Raw genomic sequence first — 19876 nt, 5'->3', positions numbered from 1 at the left:
AGCGTCCAGTGCCAGTTGTGGAATCACCTATGAGAGATCGTTTCCGCGCCGGGGACCCCACGGCGCTCGGAGAGGCGTACGACGAGCACGCACGCGTGCTCTACCACTACGCCTACCGGGTGTGCGGGGACCGGGCGGCCGCGGAGGACGTCGTGTCCGCCGCCTTCCTGGAGGCCTGGCGCTGCCGCGGGAAGGTGCACGCCGACGGCGGCAGCCTGCGGCCGTGGCTGCTCGGCATCGCGACCAACATCATGCGCGGCGCGGCCCGCGAGGCGCGCCGGCGGGACGCGGCGCTCGCCAGGATCCCCGAGCGCGGCGTCCTGCCGGACTTCGCCGACGACGTACTCGCCCGGATGACGGACGGGGAGCAGATCCGCGCCGCGCGCGCCGCGCTCGGCAAGCTCAAACGGCGGGAGCGTGAGGTGTTCACGCTCGTGGTGTGGGCGGGTCTGGACTACGCCGCGGCCGGGGAGGCGCTCGGCATCCCGGTCGGCACCGTCCGCTCCCGGCTGTCCCGGGCCCGTGAACGGCTCCGGAAGCTGGCCGAGGCCGAACTGCGCTCGGCCCGGCGCCGGGAGCGGTCCGCGGCCGCCGCGGTCCGTTCGACCGGGCGGGCCGTCCGTGGCGGCGGCGCGGGTGGGGCGGCGGGCTCGCCTCCCGCCGTCGGAGGGGCACTCCCCCACGCGGGACCTGCCTCGATGGCGGAAGCCGCACCCGAACACGTCGCTGTGCCCGAACCCCTCGCCGTACCTGGCGGCGCCCTCTCCGTCCGCTCGACCGTCCGCCCGGCCCTCGCGCCCCGACCCACCCCGGAGAACCAGGCATGAACGCCTTCGCCCCCCGCCCGCCGCACGCCGACGCGGACGAGCTCCTGCGTGCCGAGCTCACCGAGCTGCTGCCCCCGCCTCCGGCGCCCGAGCTGACCGCCGAGCGGAACCAGCACCTCAGGCACGCCGTCCTGCGGGCCGCTCTGGCCGCCGGGGACGGCGCGCGCGCCCGTCCGGCGCGCGCGGTCCGGCCGCGCCAGGGGCTCCGGCTCGGCTGGATCGTCGCGCCGATGGCCGCCTGCGCGGTCGTCGCCGGTGTCGCCGTGCTCGCGCCCCAGGACGGAACCACGGGGACCCCCGGTCGTATCTCCGCCGGACCGGCCGCCTCGCCCGAGGCCGTGAAGATCCTGTCCGGCGCCGCGCTCGCCGCGGCCGCCGCTCCCGCGCCGCACGTCCGGCCCGGTGAGTACGTCTACGTCAGGAGCCTCGTCGCCCACGCGGGGCGCGACGCGGCCGGCGGTGCCGCCGCGCTGCCGCCCGCTCATCGGCGCGAGGTGTGGCTGTCCGCCGACGGCAGCCGGCCCGGCCTTCTGCGCGAGCCCGGTGCCCCCGACACGGAGCTCGGCGCCGAGGCGCCCGTGTACGAGGTGGACCATCGGGGGGCCATGCCGCGGAAGACCACCATGGAGGCTGCGCCGCCGTCCGTCACCAACCCGACGCACGCTTACGTGGCGACCCTCCCCACGGATCCGGGAGTCCTGCTGCGCCTGATCCAGGACCAGACGCGCGCGGGCGGGGGCGATGCCGATCAGCGGGCGTTCACCGCGATCGGGACGCTGCTCGCCGAGACCTGGGCTCCTCCGAAGGTCACCGCCGCGCTGTACGAGGCGGCGGCGCGGATCCCCGGGGTGACCGTGCTGTCGTCCGCGAAGGACGCGGCCGGTCGCGAGGGCGTCGCCGTGGCCCGTACCTCCCACGGCGAGCAGACCCAGTGGATCTTCGACCGGACGTCGTCGGCGTTCCTCGGTGAGCGCACCGTCCTCACGGCGACGACCTCGGCGGGCCGTGCGGGAACGGTCCTCGGGGTCTCGGCGGTGCTCGCCAAGGCGGCCGCCCCGGCGCCCGGCGAGCTGCCGAAGGGCTGACGGCCGAAACGAGCGGGGCCCGCCGATCCGACCGGATCGGCGGGCCCCGCTCGTGTGCTCAGCATCGGCGGTTGGCCGCGAGGGTCTCGTAGAAGTGGAGGAGGCCGAGGTCGTCGACCGAGCCGGCGTTGACGGCCTTGGCCAGGGGGGTGCCCTGGAGGAGGCGCTTGACCGGGACCTCGATGCGCTTGCCCGTCAGGGTGTGCGGGACGCCCGGGACCTCGATGATCTCGTCGGGGACGTGGCGCGGGGAGAGTTCGCTGCGGATCGTCCGCTTGATGCGGTCGATCAGCTCCTCGTCCAGCGTGGCGCCCTCCACGAGGTGCACGAAGAGCGGCATCCAGTACCCGCCGTCCGGTTCCTCCAGGCCGATGACCAGGGACTCGCGGATCTCGGGGAGGCGTTCGACCGCCTCGTAGATATCGGCGCTTCCCATCCGGACGCCCTGGCGGTTCAGGGTGGAGTCGGAGCGGCCGTGGATGACGACCGAGCCGCGGTCGGTGATCGTGATCCAGTCACCGTGGCGCCACACGCCCGGGAACATCTCGAAGTAGCTGTCGCGGTAACGGCTGCCGTCGGGGTCGTTCCAGAAGTGGATCGGCATGGACGGCATGGGGTTGGTGACGACCAGCTCGCCGACCTCGCCGGTCAGGGGCTTCCCGGAGGGGTCCCAGGACTGCAGGTCGGTGCCGAGGCCCGCGGCCTGGAGCTCGCCGATGTGGACGGGCAGCGTGGGGACGGCGCCCGCGAAGCAGGAGCAGACGTCCGTACCGCCGCTGACGGAGGCGATCCACAGGTTCTCGCGGACCTCGTCATGGAGCCAGCGGAAGCCGTCGGGGGGCAGCGGGGAGCCGGTGGTGGCGACGCACTTCACGGCCGAGAGGTCGAAGTCCCGGCCGGGGTGGACGTCCGCCTTGGCGCAGGCCATCACGTACGCCGCGGAGGTGCCGTAGAGGGTGGCGCGGGTGCGTTCGGCGACGCGCCACTGGGCCGCGGTGTCGGGGTAGCCGGGACTGCCGTCGTACAGGACGACGGTCGTGCCGGTGAGGAGGCCGGAGACGAGGAAGTTCCACATCATCCAGCCGGTGGAGGTGTACCAGAAGAACACGTCCTCCGGGCCGAGGTCGCAGTGCAGGCCCAGCTGCTTGACGTGCTCGACGAGGATGCCGCCCTGCGACTGGACGATCGCCTTCGGCAGGCCGGTCGTGCCGGAGGAGTACAGGACCCACAGCGGGTGCGCGAACGGCACCTGCTCGTAGACCGGCTCGACGTCGGCCGCGACGAGGTCGGACCAGGCGAGGGCGCCCTCGGGGGCCGGGGTGCCGAGGAGTGGGATGTGGACGACGGCGCGCAGGGTGGGGAGCTCGGCGCGCAGCTCGGCGACGGTGTCGCGGCGGTCGTGCTCCTTGCCGCCGTAGCGGTAGCCGTCGACGGTGAAGAGGACGACCGGCTCGACCTGCTGGAAGCGGTCGAGGACGCTGCGGGCGCCGAAGTCCGGGGCGCAGGAGGTCCACACGGCGCCCACGGCGGCGGTGGCGAGGAGCGCGACGACGGACTGCGGGACGTTGGGCAGGTAGCCGCTGATCCGGTCGCCGGGGTTCACGCCGAGGGCGCGGAGTTCGGCGGCGAGGGAGCCGACCTGGCGGCGGAGCTCGCCCCAGGTGATCGGCGTGGGCTCATGTGTCTCGTCCACATGAAGCAGGGCCGTGTCATGGGGGCGCTCGTCGGCGGCGCGCAGGGCGTGCTCGGCGTAGTTGAGGGTGGCTCCGGGGAACCACTCGGCGCCGGGCATGGAGCGGTCCCCGAGGACCCGCTCGTACGGGGTGGAGAAGCGGAGGTCGAACCACTCGACGACGGCCTGCCAGAAGGCTTCGAGGTCCTCGACCGACCAGCGGTGGAGGGCCGCGTACCCGCCCTCGGCGGGGGCGCCGTGGTGCTCAGCGGCCCAGGCCTGGAAGCGGGTGACGGCGGCCGTGGCGATGCGTTCCTCGTCCGGCTGCCAGAGCGGCTCGGTCGGCACTGCTGATGTCATTTGGGGCGGCTCCCTGGCTGTACGCGGGTCTGCGTGTGTCTCGCGCACGTGCTGGGGTGTGCGCGTGACGCGGCTGACAGGACGATGCCATGTGATCGTCGATCGCACCAGGTCTGCCCGCCCATGGTCGGGCAGTTGAACATGTGGTCCCACCACGGGTGAACGGCGGCTGAACGGAACCGGTTCGCGCTTCGGCGGGTGGCAGGGTGAGCTGCATGGACGGTCGGGAACTGGTGCGTTCGATGAAAGTGTTCGGTTCGGTGCAGGGTTTGCGGGCGGTGCGGTCGGCGTGGCGGCGGCGCCGCACGGACGCGTGGGGGCTGCCGCCCCGGGGGGCGGAGCGGGCCAGGGTGCCGGGGCTCGCGGTGGGGGCGGAGGCGGCTCCGGGCGGGGGGACCGTCCGGTTCGCCCGGTCCTCGCTCCGGATCTGTGTGTCGGCGGGCGGAACGGTGTTCTGGGGATGGGACGGGGCCGGACCGCTCCCCTCGTACGCCCTGGCCGGCGAGGCGCCCGACCCGGATCCCCGGGCCTCTCTCGAACCGGACACCGACGGGGGGTGGCGGATCGTGTCGGAGCGGGTGACGGTGACGGTCTCCCGGCACGGGGCCGTGGAGCTCCGGACCCCGGGCGGGGTGCTGCTCCGCAGGGACCTGCCGCCGCGCTGGTGGGAGCCGGTGGTGGGCGAGGGTGCGGGGGCGGTGGCCGGTGGCGGCGACGGCGACGCGGGGTCGGCGGCCGGTGACGGCGCCGGGCCGGTGGCGGGTGCCGGGGCGGTGGCGGGTGCCGGGGCAGTGGCGGCGGGCGGCGGGCGGTGGGTGCAGCGCAGTGAGGTGCCGGCCGACGCGCGGTTCTTCGGGCTCGGCGGGCGGTCGGCGGGACCGCGCCTGCGGGGCGGCTCGTACCGACTGTGGAACACCGACCCCAAGGGCGGCTTCGGCCCCGGCGACGATCCGCTCTACCTGACCATGCCCGTGCAGTTCGTGGTCTCGGACGCCGGTACGCACCTGGCCTTCCACGACAACACCTGGGACGGGCGCATCACCCTCGCCGAGGGCGACGAGGGTGCCGGGTCGGGGCACGACCGGCCCGGAACCAGCGAGGTGCGGATGACGGGCGGGCCGTTGCGCTGCTGGGTGGTCGTCGGCACCCCCGCGCGCGTGCTGCACGGCTGGGCGGCGCTGACCGGCGCGCCCGCGCTGCCCCCGTCCTGGGCGCTCGGGCCGCAGCACGCGCGCTGGGGCTTCGGCAGCGCGCGCGAGGTGCGCCGGGTGGTGGCCGGGTACCGGGAGCGGGGGCTGCCGCTGTCCGCCGTACACCTGGACATCGATCACTACGACGGTCACCGGGTGTTCACGGTCGACCGGGAGCGGTTCCCCGATCTTCCGGCGCTGGCGGAGGAGCTGCGGGAGCAGGGCGTGCGCCTGGTGTCGATCGTGGACCCGGCCGTGAAGGCCGAACCCGGCGACCCGGTCTACGACGGCGGGGCGGCGGCGGACGCGTTCGTCAAGGACGCGCGCGGCCAGGAGGTGCGCGGGGTGGTGTGGCCCGGCGAGTGCGCCTACCCGGACTTCACCGATCCCGCCGTACGGGAGTGGTGGGGCGGTCTGTACGAGGAGCGGCTCCGGCAGGGCTTCGCCGGGGTGTGGCACGACATGAACGAGCCGGTGTCCTTCGTCCCCTTCGGCGACCCGACCCTGCCCCGCTCGGCGCGGCACGCGCTTGAGGACCGGGGCGGCGACCACCGGGAGGCGCACAACGTGTACGGGCTCGCGATGGCCCGGGCCGGATACGAGGGGCTGCGCCGGCTGCGGCCCGACGAACGGCCCTTCCTCTTCTCGCGGTCCGGCTGGGCGGGCATGCAGCGGTACGGGGGCACGTGGTCCGGCGATGTGTCGACGGGCTGGCCCGGGCTGCGGGCCTCGCTCTCGCTGGTCCTGGGTCTGGGGCTGTGCGGGGTGCCCTACTCGGGTCCCGACGTGGGCGGTTTCGACGGCAGCCCGTCGCCGGAGCTGTTCCTGCGCTGGTACCAGCTGGGCGCGTGGCTTCCCCTCTTCCGTACCCATGCGGCGATCGACGCGGGGCGGCGCGAACCGTGGGAGTTCGGCCCCGAGGTCCTGGAGCACGCGCGCGTGGCGCTGGCCGAACGGGAGCGGATGCGGCCGTACTTCACGACGCTGGCCCGGCTGGCCCGGATGACGGGCGCGCCGTACGTCCGCCCGGTGTGGTGGGGGAATCCCGAGGACCGGGCGCTGCGCGACTGCGAGGACGCGTTCCTGCTCGGCGACGGGCTGCTCGTGGCGCCGGTCCTCAACCGGGGTGCGGACCGGCGTGCGGTGCGGCTGCCGCGCGGACGCTGGTACGACACGGCGACGGGGCGGGCGTACGAGGGTCCGGGGCAGGTGCTGCTCGACTCGCCGCTCTCCCGCGTGCCGGTCCTGGCCCGGGCGGGGGCCGTGCTCCCCGTGCGCGGCGAGGGGGACGAGCTCGTCCTGGAGGTGTGGGCCCCGGCCGCCGGGCGGACGGGGGGCGGGCTCGTCGTACGCGACACCGGGGACGGCTGGGAGCCGGCCACGATCGAGCGGTACCAGTCGCGGCTCGTGGACGGGCGTGTAGTGGTGGAGCGCGTCACGGACGACGGGGTGGAGGAGGCGGGGCTGCCGGTGCGGGTGCGGGGGCTGTGAGGTCGTGGATCCAGTAGCCAGTAGGCGGATCCAATATCCAGTAGCCGAATATTGGAGATTGGATCCAAATCCTGGAGATTGGATCCCGGAGGCTGGATCCTGGGTGCTGGATCCCGGAGATCGGATCCTGGGTGCTGGATCCCAAAGATTGGATCCAGCACCCGGCCCCGTCACCCGTACGCCCCGCCGAACCACTTCCGTACCGCCTCCGTGTGCAGCGGGAAGGCCAGTTCCTCGGGGGCGTGGAGCAGGTGGTGGCCGCTCGTCTCGTTCGTGGGGGTGGACGGGGGGAGTTGGGCGGCCGGGCGGGGCGGGAGGAGGCCGAAGAGGAGGAGGTGGCCGGAGGGGGAGCTCATCGCGTCGGCGAGGCGGACCTCTTCGGCCGAGGCGGTGATGCCGGTCTCCTCGCGGAGTTCGCGGGCGACGGCGGCGCGCCAGTCCTCGTCGTGGTCGATGAAGCCGCCGGGCAGCGCGACCCCGCCCAGGGCGGGTTCGATGGTGCGGGTGACGACGACGAGGCCGGTTCCCTGGGCGTCGGTGACGGGGAGGAGGGCGACGGCGACGGGCAGCGGGTTGCGGTAGGCGGTGTGGCCGCAGGCGGGGCAGGTGCGGGGCCAGCCGGCGTCGGCGGGGTAGGCCGCGCCGCAGGAGGAGCAGTGGGAGTCCTTCACGGCCCGACGGTATGCGATCACCCTTTCCCGGCGCTGCCGGAACTGATAGACGGTGCGCATGACTGGACTCGCAACCGCTTTCCGCACCCTCGCCGTCGCGGCCGTGGCCGGACTCCTCGCCGTCACCGGTTCCGTCGCCGCGCCCGCTCCCCCGGCCTCGGCCGCGCCGGAGCCCAAGGCGCCACGGGAGTTCGTGGCGCTCGACAAGGTGGACCCGACGATCCTCCAGGAGATGCGCTACTCGACCGAGCACAACTTCGTCGGCGAGCCGGTGGACGGCTACCGACAGCCGCTGTGCCTCCTGACCCGCCCCGCCGCCGAGGCGCTGCACCGGGCGCAGGTCCGGCTGCTCGCCCGGGGGTACACGCTGAAGGTGTACGACTGCTACCGGCCGCAGCGGGCCGTGGACCACTTCGTGCGCTGGGCGAAGGACCTGGAGGACGAGCGGATGAAGAGGGAGTTCTATCCGCTCGTCGACAAGTCGAGGCTGTTCGCGGACGGATACATCGCGGAGAAGTCGGGGCACAGCCGGGGTTCGACGGTCGATCTGACGGTCGTGCGGCTTCCGGCGTCGCCCACGCGCGCGTACGTACCGGGTGAGGAGCTGGTGGAGTGCTGGGCGCCGCAGGCGGAGCGGTTCCCGGACAACTCCGTGGACATGGGGACCGGGTACGACTGCTTCGACACGCGCTCGCACACCGACGACCCGCGGATCCAGGGCGTGCAGCGGGCCAACCGGCAGCTCCTCGGGGGCGCGGTCGCCGAGCAGGGGTTCGTGAACCTGCCGGAGGAGTGGTGGCACTTCACCTTCAAGCCGGAGCCGTTCCCGGCCACGTTCTTCGACTTCCCGGTGGCGCGGAGGTCGGTGGCGGGGCATTGAGCCCTTCTCAGTACCGGCCTCCCATGACACAATTCTGACACTTCGTCAGATCCCGGGAGGTCCCGATGGCACGGACGCGCAGACCGGTGGTGGCCGGCTGGTTCACCGACGACACCGTGCCGGAGGCGGAGTTCCGGCTGCTCGGCACCCGCTGCTCGGCCTGCGCGTCGGTCTTCTTCCCGCGTGAGGACGACTGGTGCCGCAACCCCGGCTGTCCGGGCGGCGGGGAACTGGCGGAGGTCCCGCTCTCGCCGCGCGGCCGGGTCTGGTCGTACACCGACGGGCGGTACCGTCCGCCCGCCCCGTACGTCTCGGATCCGGACGCGCCCTGGGAGCCGTACACCCTCGTCGCCGTCGAGCTCGCGGCCGAGGCGATGGTGGTGCTCGGGCAGGCGGCGCCCGGTGTGTCGACGGCCGACCTCGCCGTCGGGACGGAGGTCGAGGTGGTGCCCGGGGTGCTGAACGAGGACGAGGAGCACGTCTGGACCACGTGGCACTGGCGGCCGGTCGCCCGGGGCGTACAGGAGGAGCGGTCGTGAACGACATCGCCGTGCTCGGGGCCGGAATGCACCCCTGGGGCAAGTGGGGCCGGAGTTTCGTCTCGTACGGGACGGCCGCCGCCCGCGCCGCGCTCGCCGACGCCGGTCTGGACTGGTCCGACATCGGCTCGGTCGTCGGCGCCGACACCATGCGGTGCGGCTACCCGGGGTACGTGGCGGGGGCGACCTTCGCGCAGGCCCTCGGCTGGCAGGGCGCGAGGGTCACCAGCGTGTACGCCGCGTGCGCCTCGGGCGCCCAGGCCATCGGGACCGCACGGGCGCAGATCCTGGCGGGGCTCGCCGACGTGGTCCTGGTCGTGGGCGCGGACTCGACGCCGAAGGGGTTCCTCGCCCCGGCCGGCGGCGAGCGGCCCGGCGACCCGGACTGGCTGCGGTTCCGGGTGCTCGGGGCGACCAACCCGGCGTACTTCGCGCTGTACGCGCGCCGCAGGATGGCGCTCTACGGCGAGACGGCGGAGGACTTCGCCCAGGTGAAGGTGAAGAACGCGGCGGCCGGCGCGCTCAATCCGCTGGCCCGCTACCGCGCGCGCGTGACCGCCGAGGAGGTCGCGGCCTCGGCCGTCGTCGCCGATCCGCTGCGGCTCCTCGACATCTGCGCGACCTCGGACGGAGGCGCCGCGCTCGTGCTGTCCAGCATGGAGTTCGCGCGGCGGCACGGGCACCCCGACCCGGTCCGGGTCCGGGCGGTGTCCACCGTCTCCCCCACGTACCCCAAGGCGGTGCTCGACCTCCCCGACATCGCGACCGACTCGGCGGCGGCCGTCTCCCCCGCCCCGTACACCTTCCGCGCCTCGATCGCCCGCGCCGCCTACGAGGAGGCGGGACTCGGGCCCGAGGACCTGTCCCTGGCGGAGGTGTACGACCTGTCCACCGCGCTTGAGCTGGAGTGGTACGAGGACATCGGGCTCTGCGCGCCGGGCGAGGGCGCGAAGCTGCTGCGGGAGGGCGCCACGGCCCTCGGCGGGCGCCTTCCGGTCAACACCAGCGGGGGCCTGGGCTCCTTCGGCGAGGCGGTGCCCGCGCAGGCGATCGCCCAGGTCTGCGAGCTGACCTGGCAGTTGCGCGGCACGGCGGGCGACCGGCAGGTGCCGGGAGCCAGGGTGGGGATCACCGCGAACCAGGGCCTGTTCGGGCACGGTTCGGCGGTGGTGGCGGTGCGGTAGGCACGCCGGGAGGTGCCCCTGGGGCCCCAGCGCCGAGCCCCCCCGCCGTCAGGTCGTGACGGCGGCGGGGCTGCGGTCCGCGAGGACGAGGGCGTGCTGGACGACCGCCACGAGGACGTTCTTCACGGACTCGCGGTCCCGGGCGTCGCACATCAGCAGCTCCACCTCGGGGTCGAGGTCGAGCGCGCCGCGCACGCTCTCCGCCGGGAACCGCTGCGCGCCCTCGAAGCAGTTGACGGCCACCGTGAACGGGATGCCGCGCCGCTCGAAGTAGTCGATGGCCGCGAAGCTGTCCTCCAGGCGCCGGGTGTCCGCGAGGACGATCGCGCCCAGGGCCCCCTGCGCCAGCTCGTCCCACAGGAACCAGAAGCGGTCCTGCCCGGGCGTGCCGAAGAGGTAGAGGACGAGGTCCTCGCGGAGGGTGATCCGGCCGAAGTCCATGGCGACCGTGGTGGTCGTCTTGGTCTCGACGCCGTGCAGGTCGTCGACGGGCCGCCCGGCCTCGGTGAGGACCTCCTCGGTCCGCAGGGGCCTGATCTCGCTGACCGCGCCCACCAGCGTCGTCTTGCCGACCCCGAACCCGCCCGCGACGAGGATCTTCAGGGTCACCGGCTCGACGAAGGACCTGGTGCGGCTAGAGCGCCCGAAGGCCATTGATCACCTCGCGAAGGATGCTCACGTCCGGCAGCTCGGCCGGCGGAACGGGGCGGGTCACATGGACGAGTTCGTCCTCGACGAGGTCGCCGACGAGGACCCGGACCACCCCGACGGGGAGGTCGAGTCCGGCGGCGAGCTCGGCGATCGACTGGGGCTGCTCGGAGCAGCGTTCGACGATCTCCACGTGTTCCGGGGAGAGCGTCTGGTCCCGGCCGGGGTCGTCGGCGGCGGGCTCGGGAACGACCACCGCGATCAGGTCGAGCCGGTGGCGGGTGGCGGCGCTCGTCCGTCCGCGGGTCATCGCGTACGGACGGACCACCGGCCCGGCCTCGTCGTCGAACCAGTGGTGGTGGCCGGGGGTCGGGCCCGGCTCCCGCCGGCTGCGCTCGGCTTCGTCACTCATGACGTCCCACTCACCCTCCCGAGGGCTGGCCGGTCCGGGGAGCCGTCGCGAGGTGGACCCCGACCCGCTTCACCATCAGCGTCATCTCGTAGGCGACCTGGCCGACGTCCGAGTCGGCGTCCGCGAGCACCGCCAGGCAGCTGCCGTCGCCGGCGGCCGTGACGAAGAGGAAGGCGTCCTCCAGCTCGACGACCGTCTGGCGGACCTTGCCCGCCTCGAAGTGGCGGCCGACGCCCTTGGCGAGGCTGTGGAAGCCGGAGGCCACGGCGGCCAGGTGCTCGCCGTCCTCGCGGGTCAGCTCCTGGGAGGCACCGGTGGGAAGTCCGTCGCTGGAGAGCACCAGGGCCTTCCGGATGGACCCGACGCGCTGGACGAGCTCGTCGAGGAGCCAGTTCAGTTCGCCGTTTCCGGAGGTGGTGCTGGATGCTGCGGCGTTCGGTGCGGTCATCGACCGTCCCCCTCGGGTGTCGTTCCTCGTGCTGTCGTGTCGTCCGGCTCTGTGGTGTCCCGCCGGCCGCGCTGCCAGCCGCGCTGCATGGCGGCCATGCGGGCGCGTACCTCCTCGGCGTCGCGCTCGAAGGAGTCGGGCCCGTCGGACGGAGCCGTGGTGCCCGTACGGGTGTCGGTGCGGCCGCCCGCGCCCCGGCCGGCCTTGGCGTCGGGGTCGCGCAGCTGGGGCGCGAGGCTGGCCTGGCGGACGCGGCGCGGCAGGCCGCCGAACGGGTCCGGGCTCTCCGGCGGTACGGGACCGTCCGGCGGTACGGGGACGAGGACGGGACCGGCGCCCGAGCCCGGCAGGATGCCCCGCACATCGCCCTGCGGGAGACCCGGACGGTCGCCCTGGCGGCTTCCGAGCCGGTCACCCGCCCGGGTTACGCGCCGCTCGTCCTGCGGGACGTCCGTCCGGTGCTCCTGCGGGTGCGCGCGGTCCGGCTGCGGCTGGGAGCGGTCGGCCTGGGCGTGGGCGCGGCCCGGCTGCGGGTGCGCGCGGTCGGGCTGCGCGTGGGCGCCGTCCGGTTCGTCGAGGCGGCGGCCGTGGTCCACGACGAGCGTCGGGGTGCGGCGGCGCGGCAGCTGTACGGGGCCGGCGGGCGTGCCGTCGGCGGGCGCGTCCTGCTCGCCGCGGCCCGCCGTCCGGTCCGGGGCCTGCTCGTGCTGCTCTCCGGCGGGTGCGAGCCCGCCGCGGCGCCGGTCGCGGGGCCGGAAGAGGCCGCCGCGCTCGCTGTCGCTGTCGAGGAGGTCGGCGGACCGGTCGAGGAGGGCGTCGAAGTCCTCGGTGCCGAGCGGGGCCTCCAGCTCCACGGGGCCGTGCAGCGGTCCGGGTTCGGTCACGTCGGGGACCTTGGTGAGGGCCGGCCTGCGCAGGGGCAGGGCGCCGTCGGTGGACGCGTCGTCGGTCCCGCCCGGGCGCTCCAGGGCCTTGCGGTCGAGCCGGAATCCGGCGCCCTGGGTCTCGGGCGCGTCGGTGAGCAGCGCGGCCGGGATGAAGACGACCGCGGTGGTCCCTCCGTACGGGGAGGTCTGGAGCGAGACCCGGACGTTCTGGCGCTGGGCGAGCCGGCTGACGACGAAGAGGCCGAGCCGGTCGGTGTCCGAGAGCTCGAACTCCGGGGTCTCGGCGAGCCGGAGGTTGGCGTCGAGGAGGGCGTCGGGGTTCATGCCGAGGCCGCGGTCGTGGATCTCCAGGGTGAAGCCGTTGGCGACGCGCTCGCCGAGGACCTGGACGGCGGTGTGCGGGGGCGAGTACACCGTGGCGTTCTCGAGGAGTTCCGCGATGAGGTGGGTGAGGTCCGCGACGGCGGGGCCGCCCACGCCGAGGCGGGGCAGCCGGCGCACCTCGATCCGCTCGTAGTCCTCGACCTCGGCGACGGCGGCGCGGACCACGTCCATGAGCTGGACGGGCTTGCGCCACTGGCGGGAGGGGGCGGCGCCGGAAAGGATGACGAGGCCCTCGGCGTGCCGCCGCATGCGGGTGGTGAGGTGGTCGAGGCGGAAGAGGTCGGCCAGCTCGTCGGTGTCCTCCGTGCGCCGCTCCATGGTGTCGAGGAGGGTCAGCTGCCGGTGGAGCAGGACCTGGTTGCGGCGGGCGAGGTTGACGAACACCTCGGAGACGCCGCGGCGGAGTTCCGCCTGCTTGACGGCGGCCTCGACGGCGGCGCGCTGGAGGGTGTTGAGGGCCTGGCCGACCTGGCCGACCTCGTCCTCCCCGTACTTCAGGTGGGGCACCTCGGTGACGATGTCGACCTGCTCGCCGGCGGCGAGGCGGCGCATGACGCTGGGCAGCCGGACGCCGGAGACCTCCTGGGCCTCCTTCTGCAGGCGGCGCAGGTCGCGGATGAGGCGGCGGCCGATGCGGACGGAGATGACGATCGAGGCGAGCAGGGCGAGGAAGCCGAGGACGCCGGCGATGCCGACCTTCAGGAGGACGCTGTACGCGGCGGGCTTGACGCGTTCCTGGTAGCGGTCGCCTGCGGCGGTGTTCTCGCGGGCGAGGTCGTCGAGGACGGGGCTCGCCTGGTCCTGCCAGCGCGCGGCGGTGATGGCGCGCGGGCTGTCGGTGGGGCCCTCTTCGATGATCGCGTTCTCGGCGGTGCGCAGCGGCTGGGTGTCGGGGCTGCGCCAGTACTTCTCGAAGTGCTCGCGCTCCGCGGAGGGCAGGAGTTCGAGGTTGACCTCGTAGAACTGCTCGCGGTTGGCGACGAGGTCGGAGATCGCGCGGATCTCCTCGGAGGTGACGCGGTCCGCGACGAGTGCGGAGAGGACGAGGGCGTCCTCGCGGGAGAGCAGCTCACGCGCGCGCGTGATGCCGACGAGGGCGCGGCCCTGCTTGTCCATCTCCACGTTCTCGAGGGCGTGGAGGGTGATGAGGAAGCTGTAGCAGGGGTCGACGAGCCGGTTGTAGAACTCGAGGGCCTGCATGCGGCCGATGCCGCGGTTCTCGACGGAGCGGCGCAGCGAGGCGAGGCCGTCGAGCGCGTCGAGGAGGGAGTTGAGCCGCTGGCTGGTGACGGGCCGCATCTCGTCGCGGACGCTGGGGTCGGCGGCGTTGGCGCGGATGCGGGCGATCTGCCGGTCGGTGGCGCGGCGGGTCTCGCGGAGGGAGGCGAGGGCGTCGGAGCCGCGGGGGTCGGCGAGGTAGACGAGCGACTGGCGGCGTTCGATCTGGATGACGCGGGCGGTGTCCTCCAGGGGGTAGCCGACCTTGTCGACGATGTAGTGGACGCCGAGGAGCTGGTCGGCCTCGCGGCCCGTCAGGACCGTGGCGAAACCCCACAGTCCGGTGAGGGAGATGAGCGGTACGAGCAGCAACGCCACGATCTTCCTGCGGATGGACTTCCCGCGAAAGCGCATGGCCTCCCCCAGCTCGGCCCCCGTGCGCCACGGGGGTCCTTCACGTTCGTGACGGCCGGCGTCAACACGCGGCGTCAACCTTGGATTTCAACAAACGGCGGCGCGAGCCTACTACTGCATCACGGCCATCCCGAAGGCGTGTCCGAGCGATTTTCAGCCTGTCGAGTGAGTCTTGATCATGAGATGTCCTGGTATTGCAGGAGTTGGGATCGGTCACTGTGGCGTAGGACACCTGATGGTGTGCCATTTCTCCGGCCTGCGCGGATGGCTGGAACTGTTTGTTCCGCGGGGACGCGGGCCGCGTTCATCCCCACCCGGACGAAACCTTTTCCCTCACTCGTGCGTCAATGAGTGCGGGGCGGGTTGTGTCCGTGTAAAGGCGCTCATGACGGGCAGCCAACCCTGAGGTCGTTCAGTGGTGGGGAGTGACGGGACAATGGAACACGAGGCGCGGCCGGCGCGGCAGTTGTGGGTCGAGGAGGAGCGGGGTCGGCGGCGGATGCCCGATCCCGTGCGCGGCGCCGCCGTGCGGGCCGTGATGATCACATCGGTGACGCTCATCCAGGCCGTGGTGGCCTTCTTCGGTACGGTCGCGGGCTCCTGGCTCGGCTTCCCGGTGACCGTCACCGCGGTGGCGTCGACGGTCGTGGCCACCTGGAGCGTCCTCGACGTCTGGATCACCCGTCAGGTGTGGCGTCAGCGCAACGGCGTGGTGTCGGAGCCGAGCAGCACGGCCCGTCCGTCGATACGGACGCGACGCGAGGAGAGCCGGGCGGAGACGCCGCCGCTGACCGAGGCGGCCTGAGACGACGGCGACGGCCCGGCCCCCTTTCGAGGGAGCCGGGCCGTTCGTCATCGTTCAGACCGGCTACGCGTCCACCGCCGGGGCGCCGTCGTCGGACTGGTGCCGGCGGAACATCCGCGTCGCCGTGATCTCGCCGTGGATCGTCTCCCCCTCCGCGGCGGGCTGCGGAAGTCCGGGGCGCAGGTGCTCCTCCACGCTGATGTACTTCAGTCCGGCCCGCAGGTCCGCGTCGTTGCGCAGCCGGATCACCAGCGGGAACTCGGCGAGCGCGGTCGTGTCGAACAGGCCCGTCGTGTAGAGGAGCTGGACGCCCAGCGCGTCCGACACGGCCCGCTGGAGCTCCAGGAGGTACGTGGCGTTGGCGCGGCCGATCGGGTTGTCGAGGAACAGCGTGCCCGCGTGCCGGTGCTTGTCGCGGCCCCGGTCGTTGGAGCGGAGCGCCGCCATCGTGCAGTACAGGGCGATGGCCGCGGTGAGCAGCTGGCCGCCGGAGAAGACGTCGCCCATCTGACCGACGGGGACCCGCTCGGCGCGCAGCACCGCGTCCGGCTTGAGGATCTCGACCGAGACGCCCTTGGGTTCCAGCGCGGCCTGGACGCCCCTGAGGAGCAGGGACATGCCGTCGCGCCGCAGGTCGGAGTTCTTCCTGACGGCGGCGCGGGTCGCCTCGTCGACGACCTCGCCGAGCCGCTCGGCGAGCGTGGCCTGGTCGGGTTCCTCGAAGCGGATCCGCAGGAACTCCTGGCCCGACCACTCACCGAGGCCCTCGGGGAGCCGGGAGAGCCGCTGGGCGGAGCGGAGCGTCGCGAGCGAGGACTCCACGAGGCCGCGCAGCCGGTCCACGATGGAGTCCCGGTTGCGCTCCAGCTGCTCCAGCTCGTCGGTGAGGACCCGCAGCCGGGGCGCGAAGGCCTCGGCCCACTTGGCGGCGTGCTCGGGCAGCGCGGACGCGGGCAGTTCGCGGATCTGCTGGCGGGCGGGGGTGCGGACCTGCTCGTAGCGGGTGGAGTTGGCGTGCCGGACGAGGATGTCGCTCGCCTCGCGCACGGAGGCGTCGGCGGCGGACAGTTCGGCGGTGCAGGCGCGCAGGGCGCGGCGCGCCTCGGCGGCCGTCGTGCGGGCCTCCTCCAGGGTGCCCGGGTACGGCTCGGTCTCCTCCTGCTCCTCGTCGGTGTGGTCGCGGAGCAGGTCCCGCAGCAGGGCGGCCGTCTCGTCGAAGCCGCCGGCGGCGTCCTCGGCGGCCCGGTGGTCGCGGAGCAGTCCGGCGTGGGCGGACCGCGCGGCCTCCAGGGCGTCGGTGCGGGTGGCGAGTTCGGTGGTGGCGGTACGGAGCAGGGCCTGGGCCCGCTCGGCGTCGGCGGGTACGAGCTCCTCGGGCAGTTCGGTGTGCGCCTCGCCGTCCTCGGGGGCCAGGCGCTCGGCCTCGCCGCGGAGCCGGCCGAGCTTCTCGCTCGCCTCGGAGGCGCGGGTCTCCAGCATCTGGACCAGGGCCTCGGCGCGGGCGGCGGCCGCCTGCCGGGAGGGGCCGTCGGCGCCGTCGGTGGACTCCAGGAGCTGTTCGGCGCGGGTGCGGACCTTGTTGGTGAGGCGGTCGAGCTCGGCGAGGGCGGCGGACTCGTCGCTCTCGGCGCGGGCCTGCTCGGCGCGCAGGTCGGCGCCGACGCCGACCTTCTCGTACACCTGGGAGGCGGCCCGGTACGCCTCGCGGAGGGTGGGCAGCGCGGCGCGCGGGGCGTCGGCGTCCTCCTCCGGGAGGTTCTCGGGGGCGCCGGCGATCTCGGCGCGCTCGGCCCGCAGGGCGCGGGCGGTGCGGTGGGCGTCGTCGGCGGCGCGCTGGGTCGCGCGGCGGTCCTCGTCGGCGGCGCGGGCGCGCTCCAGGCAGGTCTGGGCACGGGCCTCGGCCTCGGTGGCGTCGTCGGCGAGTTCGCGGAGCTTGGCCTGCCAGGCGGACCGCTCGCGCAGCCGGAACGCGAGGCCGGCGAGGGCGTCGGCGGCGCGGCGGGCCCGCTGGGCCGCTTCCTGGCGCTCGTCCCGGAGCCGGGCGGCTTCGGCGGCGGCCTCGTCGGCCTCCGTACGGGCCGTGCGGGCCTCGTCGAGGGCGGCGGCCGCGGCCTCGGCGGTCTCGCGGGCGGTGGAGGCGACGGACGCGAGCTCGGCGAGCATCCCGAACGGGCAGTCGGCGCGCCAGGCGCCGATCCGGGACGCGAGGGCCCGGTCACCGGCGAGGCGGCCGGCGAGGGTGCGGATCTCCTCGTCGCGGGCGGTGGCGCGGGCACGCAGCGCCTGCCGCTCCTCGTCGGCCGCGTGCTCGTCGTGCATGGCCGGGTTCGGCGGTACGAGGAAGACACCGGTGTCCTCCGACTGCTCCTGCGCCGGTACGGGGGCGAGCAGGGCGGCGGCGGTGCCGACGGCGACGGCGGAGCGGGGCAGCAGGGCGGCGCTGCCGAGGACCTCGCGGGCGCGTCCGTACGAGACGGGGTCGGTGATCACGACGCCGTCGACGAGCTCGGGCCGGGCGGCGAGGACCCGGGCGTGGTCGGCGGGATCCACCGCCTGGGCGAGGTAGCGCCAGCCGGGGAGGGCGGGGATGCCGTGCTCGCCGAGGTACTCGACGGTGGCGAGGACGTCGGGGCCGGGCGGCAGCAGGCCGCCGTCACCGAGGGCCCCGAGGATGCGGGAGTCGTCGGCGGCGGCGGTGCGCAGTTCGAAGAGCTGCCGCTCGGCGGAGGTGACGGCCTGGTCGAGCAGGCCGCGCAGCTCGTCGGCGTACCGGTCGAACTCGGTGACGGTGAGCGGGCCCTGGGGCTCCGCACGCGTCCCGGCGTCCTCCTCGGGTTCGGCCTCGGAGCCGGTGGCGGCGCGCTGGCCGGGGAGCGGGGAGCCGGAGGACGGCAGGCTGAGGAGTTCGGCGAGGCGCTCCTCGGAGGCGAGGGACTCGGCAGCGCGGCGCTCCGCGTCGTAGGCGTTCCCCGCGGCCTCGGCGGCGTCCGCGGCGCGGGCGGCGGCGAGTTCGGCGCGGGACTCGGTGCCGGCGGCCTCACGCGCGCGTTCGGCCGCGGTGCGGGCGGCTTCGCGGGCGGTGTCCCAGGCGGCGACCGTCGTCTTCTCGGCGTCGCTCGCGGCGAGGGCGGCGCGGGCCGGGTCGGCGTCCGGCGCGGTGTCGTCGAGCCAGCCGGCGCGGACGGCCTCGGCGGTCTCCTGCTCGACCTCGGCGAGCCGCTGGCGCAGGTGGCCGGCCTCGCTGCGGGCCCGCTGGGCCTCGGTGGCGGCTGCGGTGGCGTCCCGGTGGGCGGTCTCGCCCGCGTCCTGGAGGGCGGTGGAGCGTTCCTCCTCCTCGGCGGCGTGGCGCTCGCCCTCCTCGGCGGCGGCGGCGAGGGCCCGTACGAGATCGGCGGCGGCCTTGGCGCGGGCGGCCAGGGCGGGGGCGGCGTCGCGCTCGGCCTCGCGGATGGCGGCGGCCACGCGCGCGGAGCGGTCGCCGGCGGCCCGGTGGCGGAGCACCGCCTCGGCGGCCTGCCAGGCGGAGTACAGGGTGCGGGCGTCGGTGAGTTCACGGCGCTGGGCGGCGGCGCCCTTCTCGGCGGCGGTCAGCGCCAGGGAGGCGTGCCGGTAGGCGAGTTCGGCGGCGATGAGGGAGCTGCGGCCGCGGGCGGTCTCGGCCTCGGCGACGGCGTGCCCGGCGGAGGTGACCTGCTGGGCGAGTTCGGCGGCGCGGCCGCGCTCCTCGGCGGCGCGGGCGGAGAGCCGGCGGGCGAGGGTGCGGGTGCGGCGCTCGGCGCCGGCGTGGACCTCGCGCGCGTGGGCACGGGTTCCGCCGGCCTCGACGATCCGGCCGAGGAGGTCGACGGAGCCGGCGGTGAAGTCGCGCTCGGCGGTCAGTTCGGCGCGGCGGCCGAGCTTGTTGCCGAAGCCGCCGACGAGGTCGGCGAGGCCGTCGGTGTCACGGGTGTCGGTGACGGCCCGCAGCAGCAGGTCGGTGAAGTCGGAGTCCTTCTTGACCGCGAAGAGGCCGGCGGCCTCGCCCTCGTCGGCGTTCATCTCGCGCTGGTAGCGGAAGAGTTCGGGGTCGAGGCCGAGGTCGCCGAGGTGCTCGTTCCAGCGGTCGTGGATCTCCTCCCAGACCACCTCCAGGTGCGGGTACGCCTTCCCGGCCTCGGTGAGCGCGTCGCGGAAGCCCTTCATGGTGCGGCGGCGGCCGCGCGCGCCGGAGGCGCCCTCGACGGGCGGGCGGACGGAGGTCGCCTCGGCGACGGGGAGGTTGTCCAGGCTGAGTCCGGGGCCGGGACGGAAGGAGTACCAGGCCTCGGCGAACTTCCGCGGGTCGTTCGAGACCTGGCGGCCGCGCCACTCGCTGGCCTTGCCGACGACGACGAGTTCGCCGGTGAGGGTGTGCTGCCACTCCAGGGCCACATGGCCGCAGTCGTCGGCCAGCAGGAACTTGCGCAGCACGCCGGAGCTGGCGCCGCCGAGGGTGTTGCGGTGGCCGGGGAGCATGACCGAGAAGATCAGCTTGAGGAGGACGGACTTGCCGCCGCCGTTCTCCAGGAAGAGGACGCCCGCGGGGGCCGGGCGGCGCGGCGGGCCGACCGGCTCCTCCTCGAAGAACTCCGCCTGGGTGGGGGCGGGGTGCGGCACGGGTGCGCCGACTCCGCGCAGGTCCAGGACGGTGTCGGCGTAGCGCGCACCGGCGGGACCGATGGAGTAGAGGCGGACCCGGGACAGCTCGTACATGCGGCGGACTCTCGTACTGGAAGGGGGCGG

14 protein-coding genes are annotated in these 19876 nt (G+C 74.5%); 7 read left to right on the top strand and 7 right to left on the bottom strand.

Going from position 1 to position 19876, the window contains the following annotated elements; all coding sequences use genetic code 11:
* The first annotated feature begins 29 nt into the window (after window positions 1–29).
* A complete protein-coding gene (locus tag ACZ7HT_RS34785) occupies window positions 30–827 on the top strand; it encodes an RNA polymerase sigma factor (RefSeq protein ID WP_471173441.1) in 798 nt (265 codons plus the stop codon).
* Entirely contained in the window at window positions 824–1912 is a 1089-nt protein-coding gene (locus tag ACZ7HT_RS34780; RefSeq protein WP_471173439.1) for a CU044_5270 family protein, read from the top strand. The genes ACZ7HT_RS34785 and ACZ7HT_RS34780 overlap by 4 nt, the downstream gene beginning before the upstream one ends.
* A 58-nt stretch (window positions 1913–1970) precedes the next feature.
* Here the strand turns inward: ACZ7HT_RS34780 and ACZ7HT_RS34775 are convergent, their stop codons facing one another.
* The gene (locus tag ACZ7HT_RS34775; RefSeq protein WP_471173438.1) at window positions 1971–3944 is read right to left on the bottom strand and encodes an acetoacetate--CoA ligase; all 1974 of its coding nucleotides are present in this window, start codon (window positions 3942–3944) and stop codon (window positions 1971–1973) included.
* 215 nt (window positions 3945–4159) lie between these two features.
* Here ACZ7HT_RS34775 and ACZ7HT_RS34770 point away from each other — a divergent pair, with 215 nt between their 5' ends.
* Window positions 4160–6625 carry a glycoside hydrolase family 31 protein gene (locus tag ACZ7HT_RS34770; RefSeq protein ID WP_471173436.1) on the top strand — a complete coding sequence of 822 codons (2466 nt, stop codon included), beginning with the start codon at window positions 4160–4162 and terminating at the stop codon, window positions 6623–6625.
* A 170-nt stretch (window positions 6626–6795) separates the two neighbouring features.
* Here ACZ7HT_RS34770 and ACZ7HT_RS34765 read toward each other — a convergent pair whose 3' ends face one another.
* The gene (locus ACZ7HT_RS34765; RefSeq protein WP_471173435.1) at window positions 6796–7356 is read right to left on the bottom strand and encodes an NUDIX domain-containing protein; all 561 of its coding nucleotides are present in this window, start codon (window positions 7354–7356) and stop codon (window positions 6796–6798) included.
* Between ACZ7HT_RS34765 and ACZ7HT_RS34760 the strand changes: the two genes are divergently transcribed.
* The 3 genes from ACZ7HT_RS34760 (at window position 7355) to ACZ7HT_RS34750 (ending at window position 9899) form a co-directional block, all read left to right on the top strand.
* Window positions 7355–8176 (top strand): M15 family metallopeptidase, encoded by an 822-nt coding sequence (locus ACZ7HT_RS34760; protein WP_471173433.1) that lies wholly within the window; start codon window positions 7355–7357, stop codon window positions 8174–8176. The two genes, ACZ7HT_RS34765 and ACZ7HT_RS34760, sit on opposite strands and share 2 nt — an antisense overlap.
* A gap of 65 nt (window positions 8177–8241) precedes the next feature.
* The gene (locus ACZ7HT_RS34755) at window positions 8242–8715 is read left to right on the top strand and encodes a Zn-ribbon domain-containing OB-fold protein (RefSeq protein ID WP_471173431.1); all 474 of its coding nucleotides are present in this window, start codon (window positions 8242–8244) and stop codon (window positions 8713–8715) included.
* A 26-nt stretch (window positions 8716–8741) separates the two neighbouring features.
* Window positions 8742–9899: a lipid-transfer protein gene (locus tag ACZ7HT_RS34750; protein WP_471173454.1), complete on the top strand. Its 1158-nt coding sequence runs from the start codon at window positions 8742–8744 to the stop codon at window positions 9897–9899.
* A 48-nt stretch (window positions 9900–9947) separates the two neighbouring features.
* Here the strand turns inward: ACZ7HT_RS34750 and ACZ7HT_RS34745 are convergent, their stop codons facing one another.
* The 4 genes from ACZ7HT_RS34745 to ACZ7HT_RS34730 are packed head-to-tail and all read right to left on the bottom strand — an operon-like array spanning window position 9948 to window position 14310.
* Window positions 9948–10553 carry a GTP-binding protein gene (locus ACZ7HT_RS34745; RefSeq protein WP_471173430.1) on the bottom strand — a complete coding sequence of 202 codons (606 nt, stop codon included), beginning with the start codon at window positions 10551–10553 and terminating at the stop codon, window positions 9948–9950.
* Complete coding sequence (locus ACZ7HT_RS34740) at window positions 10534–10959, bottom strand: DUF742 domain-containing protein (RefSeq protein ID WP_116162090.1); 426 nt, start codon at window positions 10957–10959, stop codon at window positions 10534–10536. The genes ACZ7HT_RS34745 and ACZ7HT_RS34740 overlap by 20 nt, the downstream gene beginning before the upstream one ends.
* Before the next feature lie 10 nt (window positions 10960–10969).
* Window positions 10970–11407 carry a roadblock/LC7 domain-containing protein gene (locus ACZ7HT_RS34735; protein ID WP_471173429.1) on the bottom strand — a complete coding sequence of 146 codons (438 nt, stop codon included), beginning with the start codon at window positions 11405–11407 and terminating at the stop codon, window positions 10970–10972.
* Window positions 11404–14310: a sensor histidine kinase gene (locus ACZ7HT_RS34730; RefSeq protein ID WP_471173427.1), complete on the bottom strand. Its 2907-nt coding sequence runs from the start codon at window positions 14308–14310 to the stop codon at window positions 11404–11406. The genes ACZ7HT_RS34735 and ACZ7HT_RS34730 overlap by 4 nt, the downstream gene beginning before the upstream one ends.
* A gap of 436 nt (window positions 14311–14746) precedes the next feature.
* Here ACZ7HT_RS34730 and ACZ7HT_RS34725 point away from each other — a divergent pair, with 436 nt between their 5' ends.
* Entirely contained in the window at window positions 14747–15115 is a 369-nt protein-coding gene (locus tag ACZ7HT_RS34725; RefSeq protein WP_471173424.1) for a hypothetical protein, read from the top strand.
* Between the two features lie 63 nt (window positions 15116–15178).
* Here ACZ7HT_RS34725 and ACZ7HT_RS34720 read toward each other — a convergent pair whose 3' ends face one another.
* Window positions 15179–19846 (bottom strand): hypothetical protein, encoded by a 4668-nt coding sequence (locus ACZ7HT_RS34720; protein WP_471173422.1) that lies wholly within the window; start codon window positions 19844–19846, stop codon window positions 15179–15181.
* Between the last annotated feature and the right edge of the window lie 30 nt (window positions 19847–19876).

The organism is Streptomyces sp. NPDC037410 (assembly GCF_055602235.1).
Note: the sequence above shows the minus strand (reverse complement) of the source record. Positions and strands in the feature narration are given on the sequence as shown.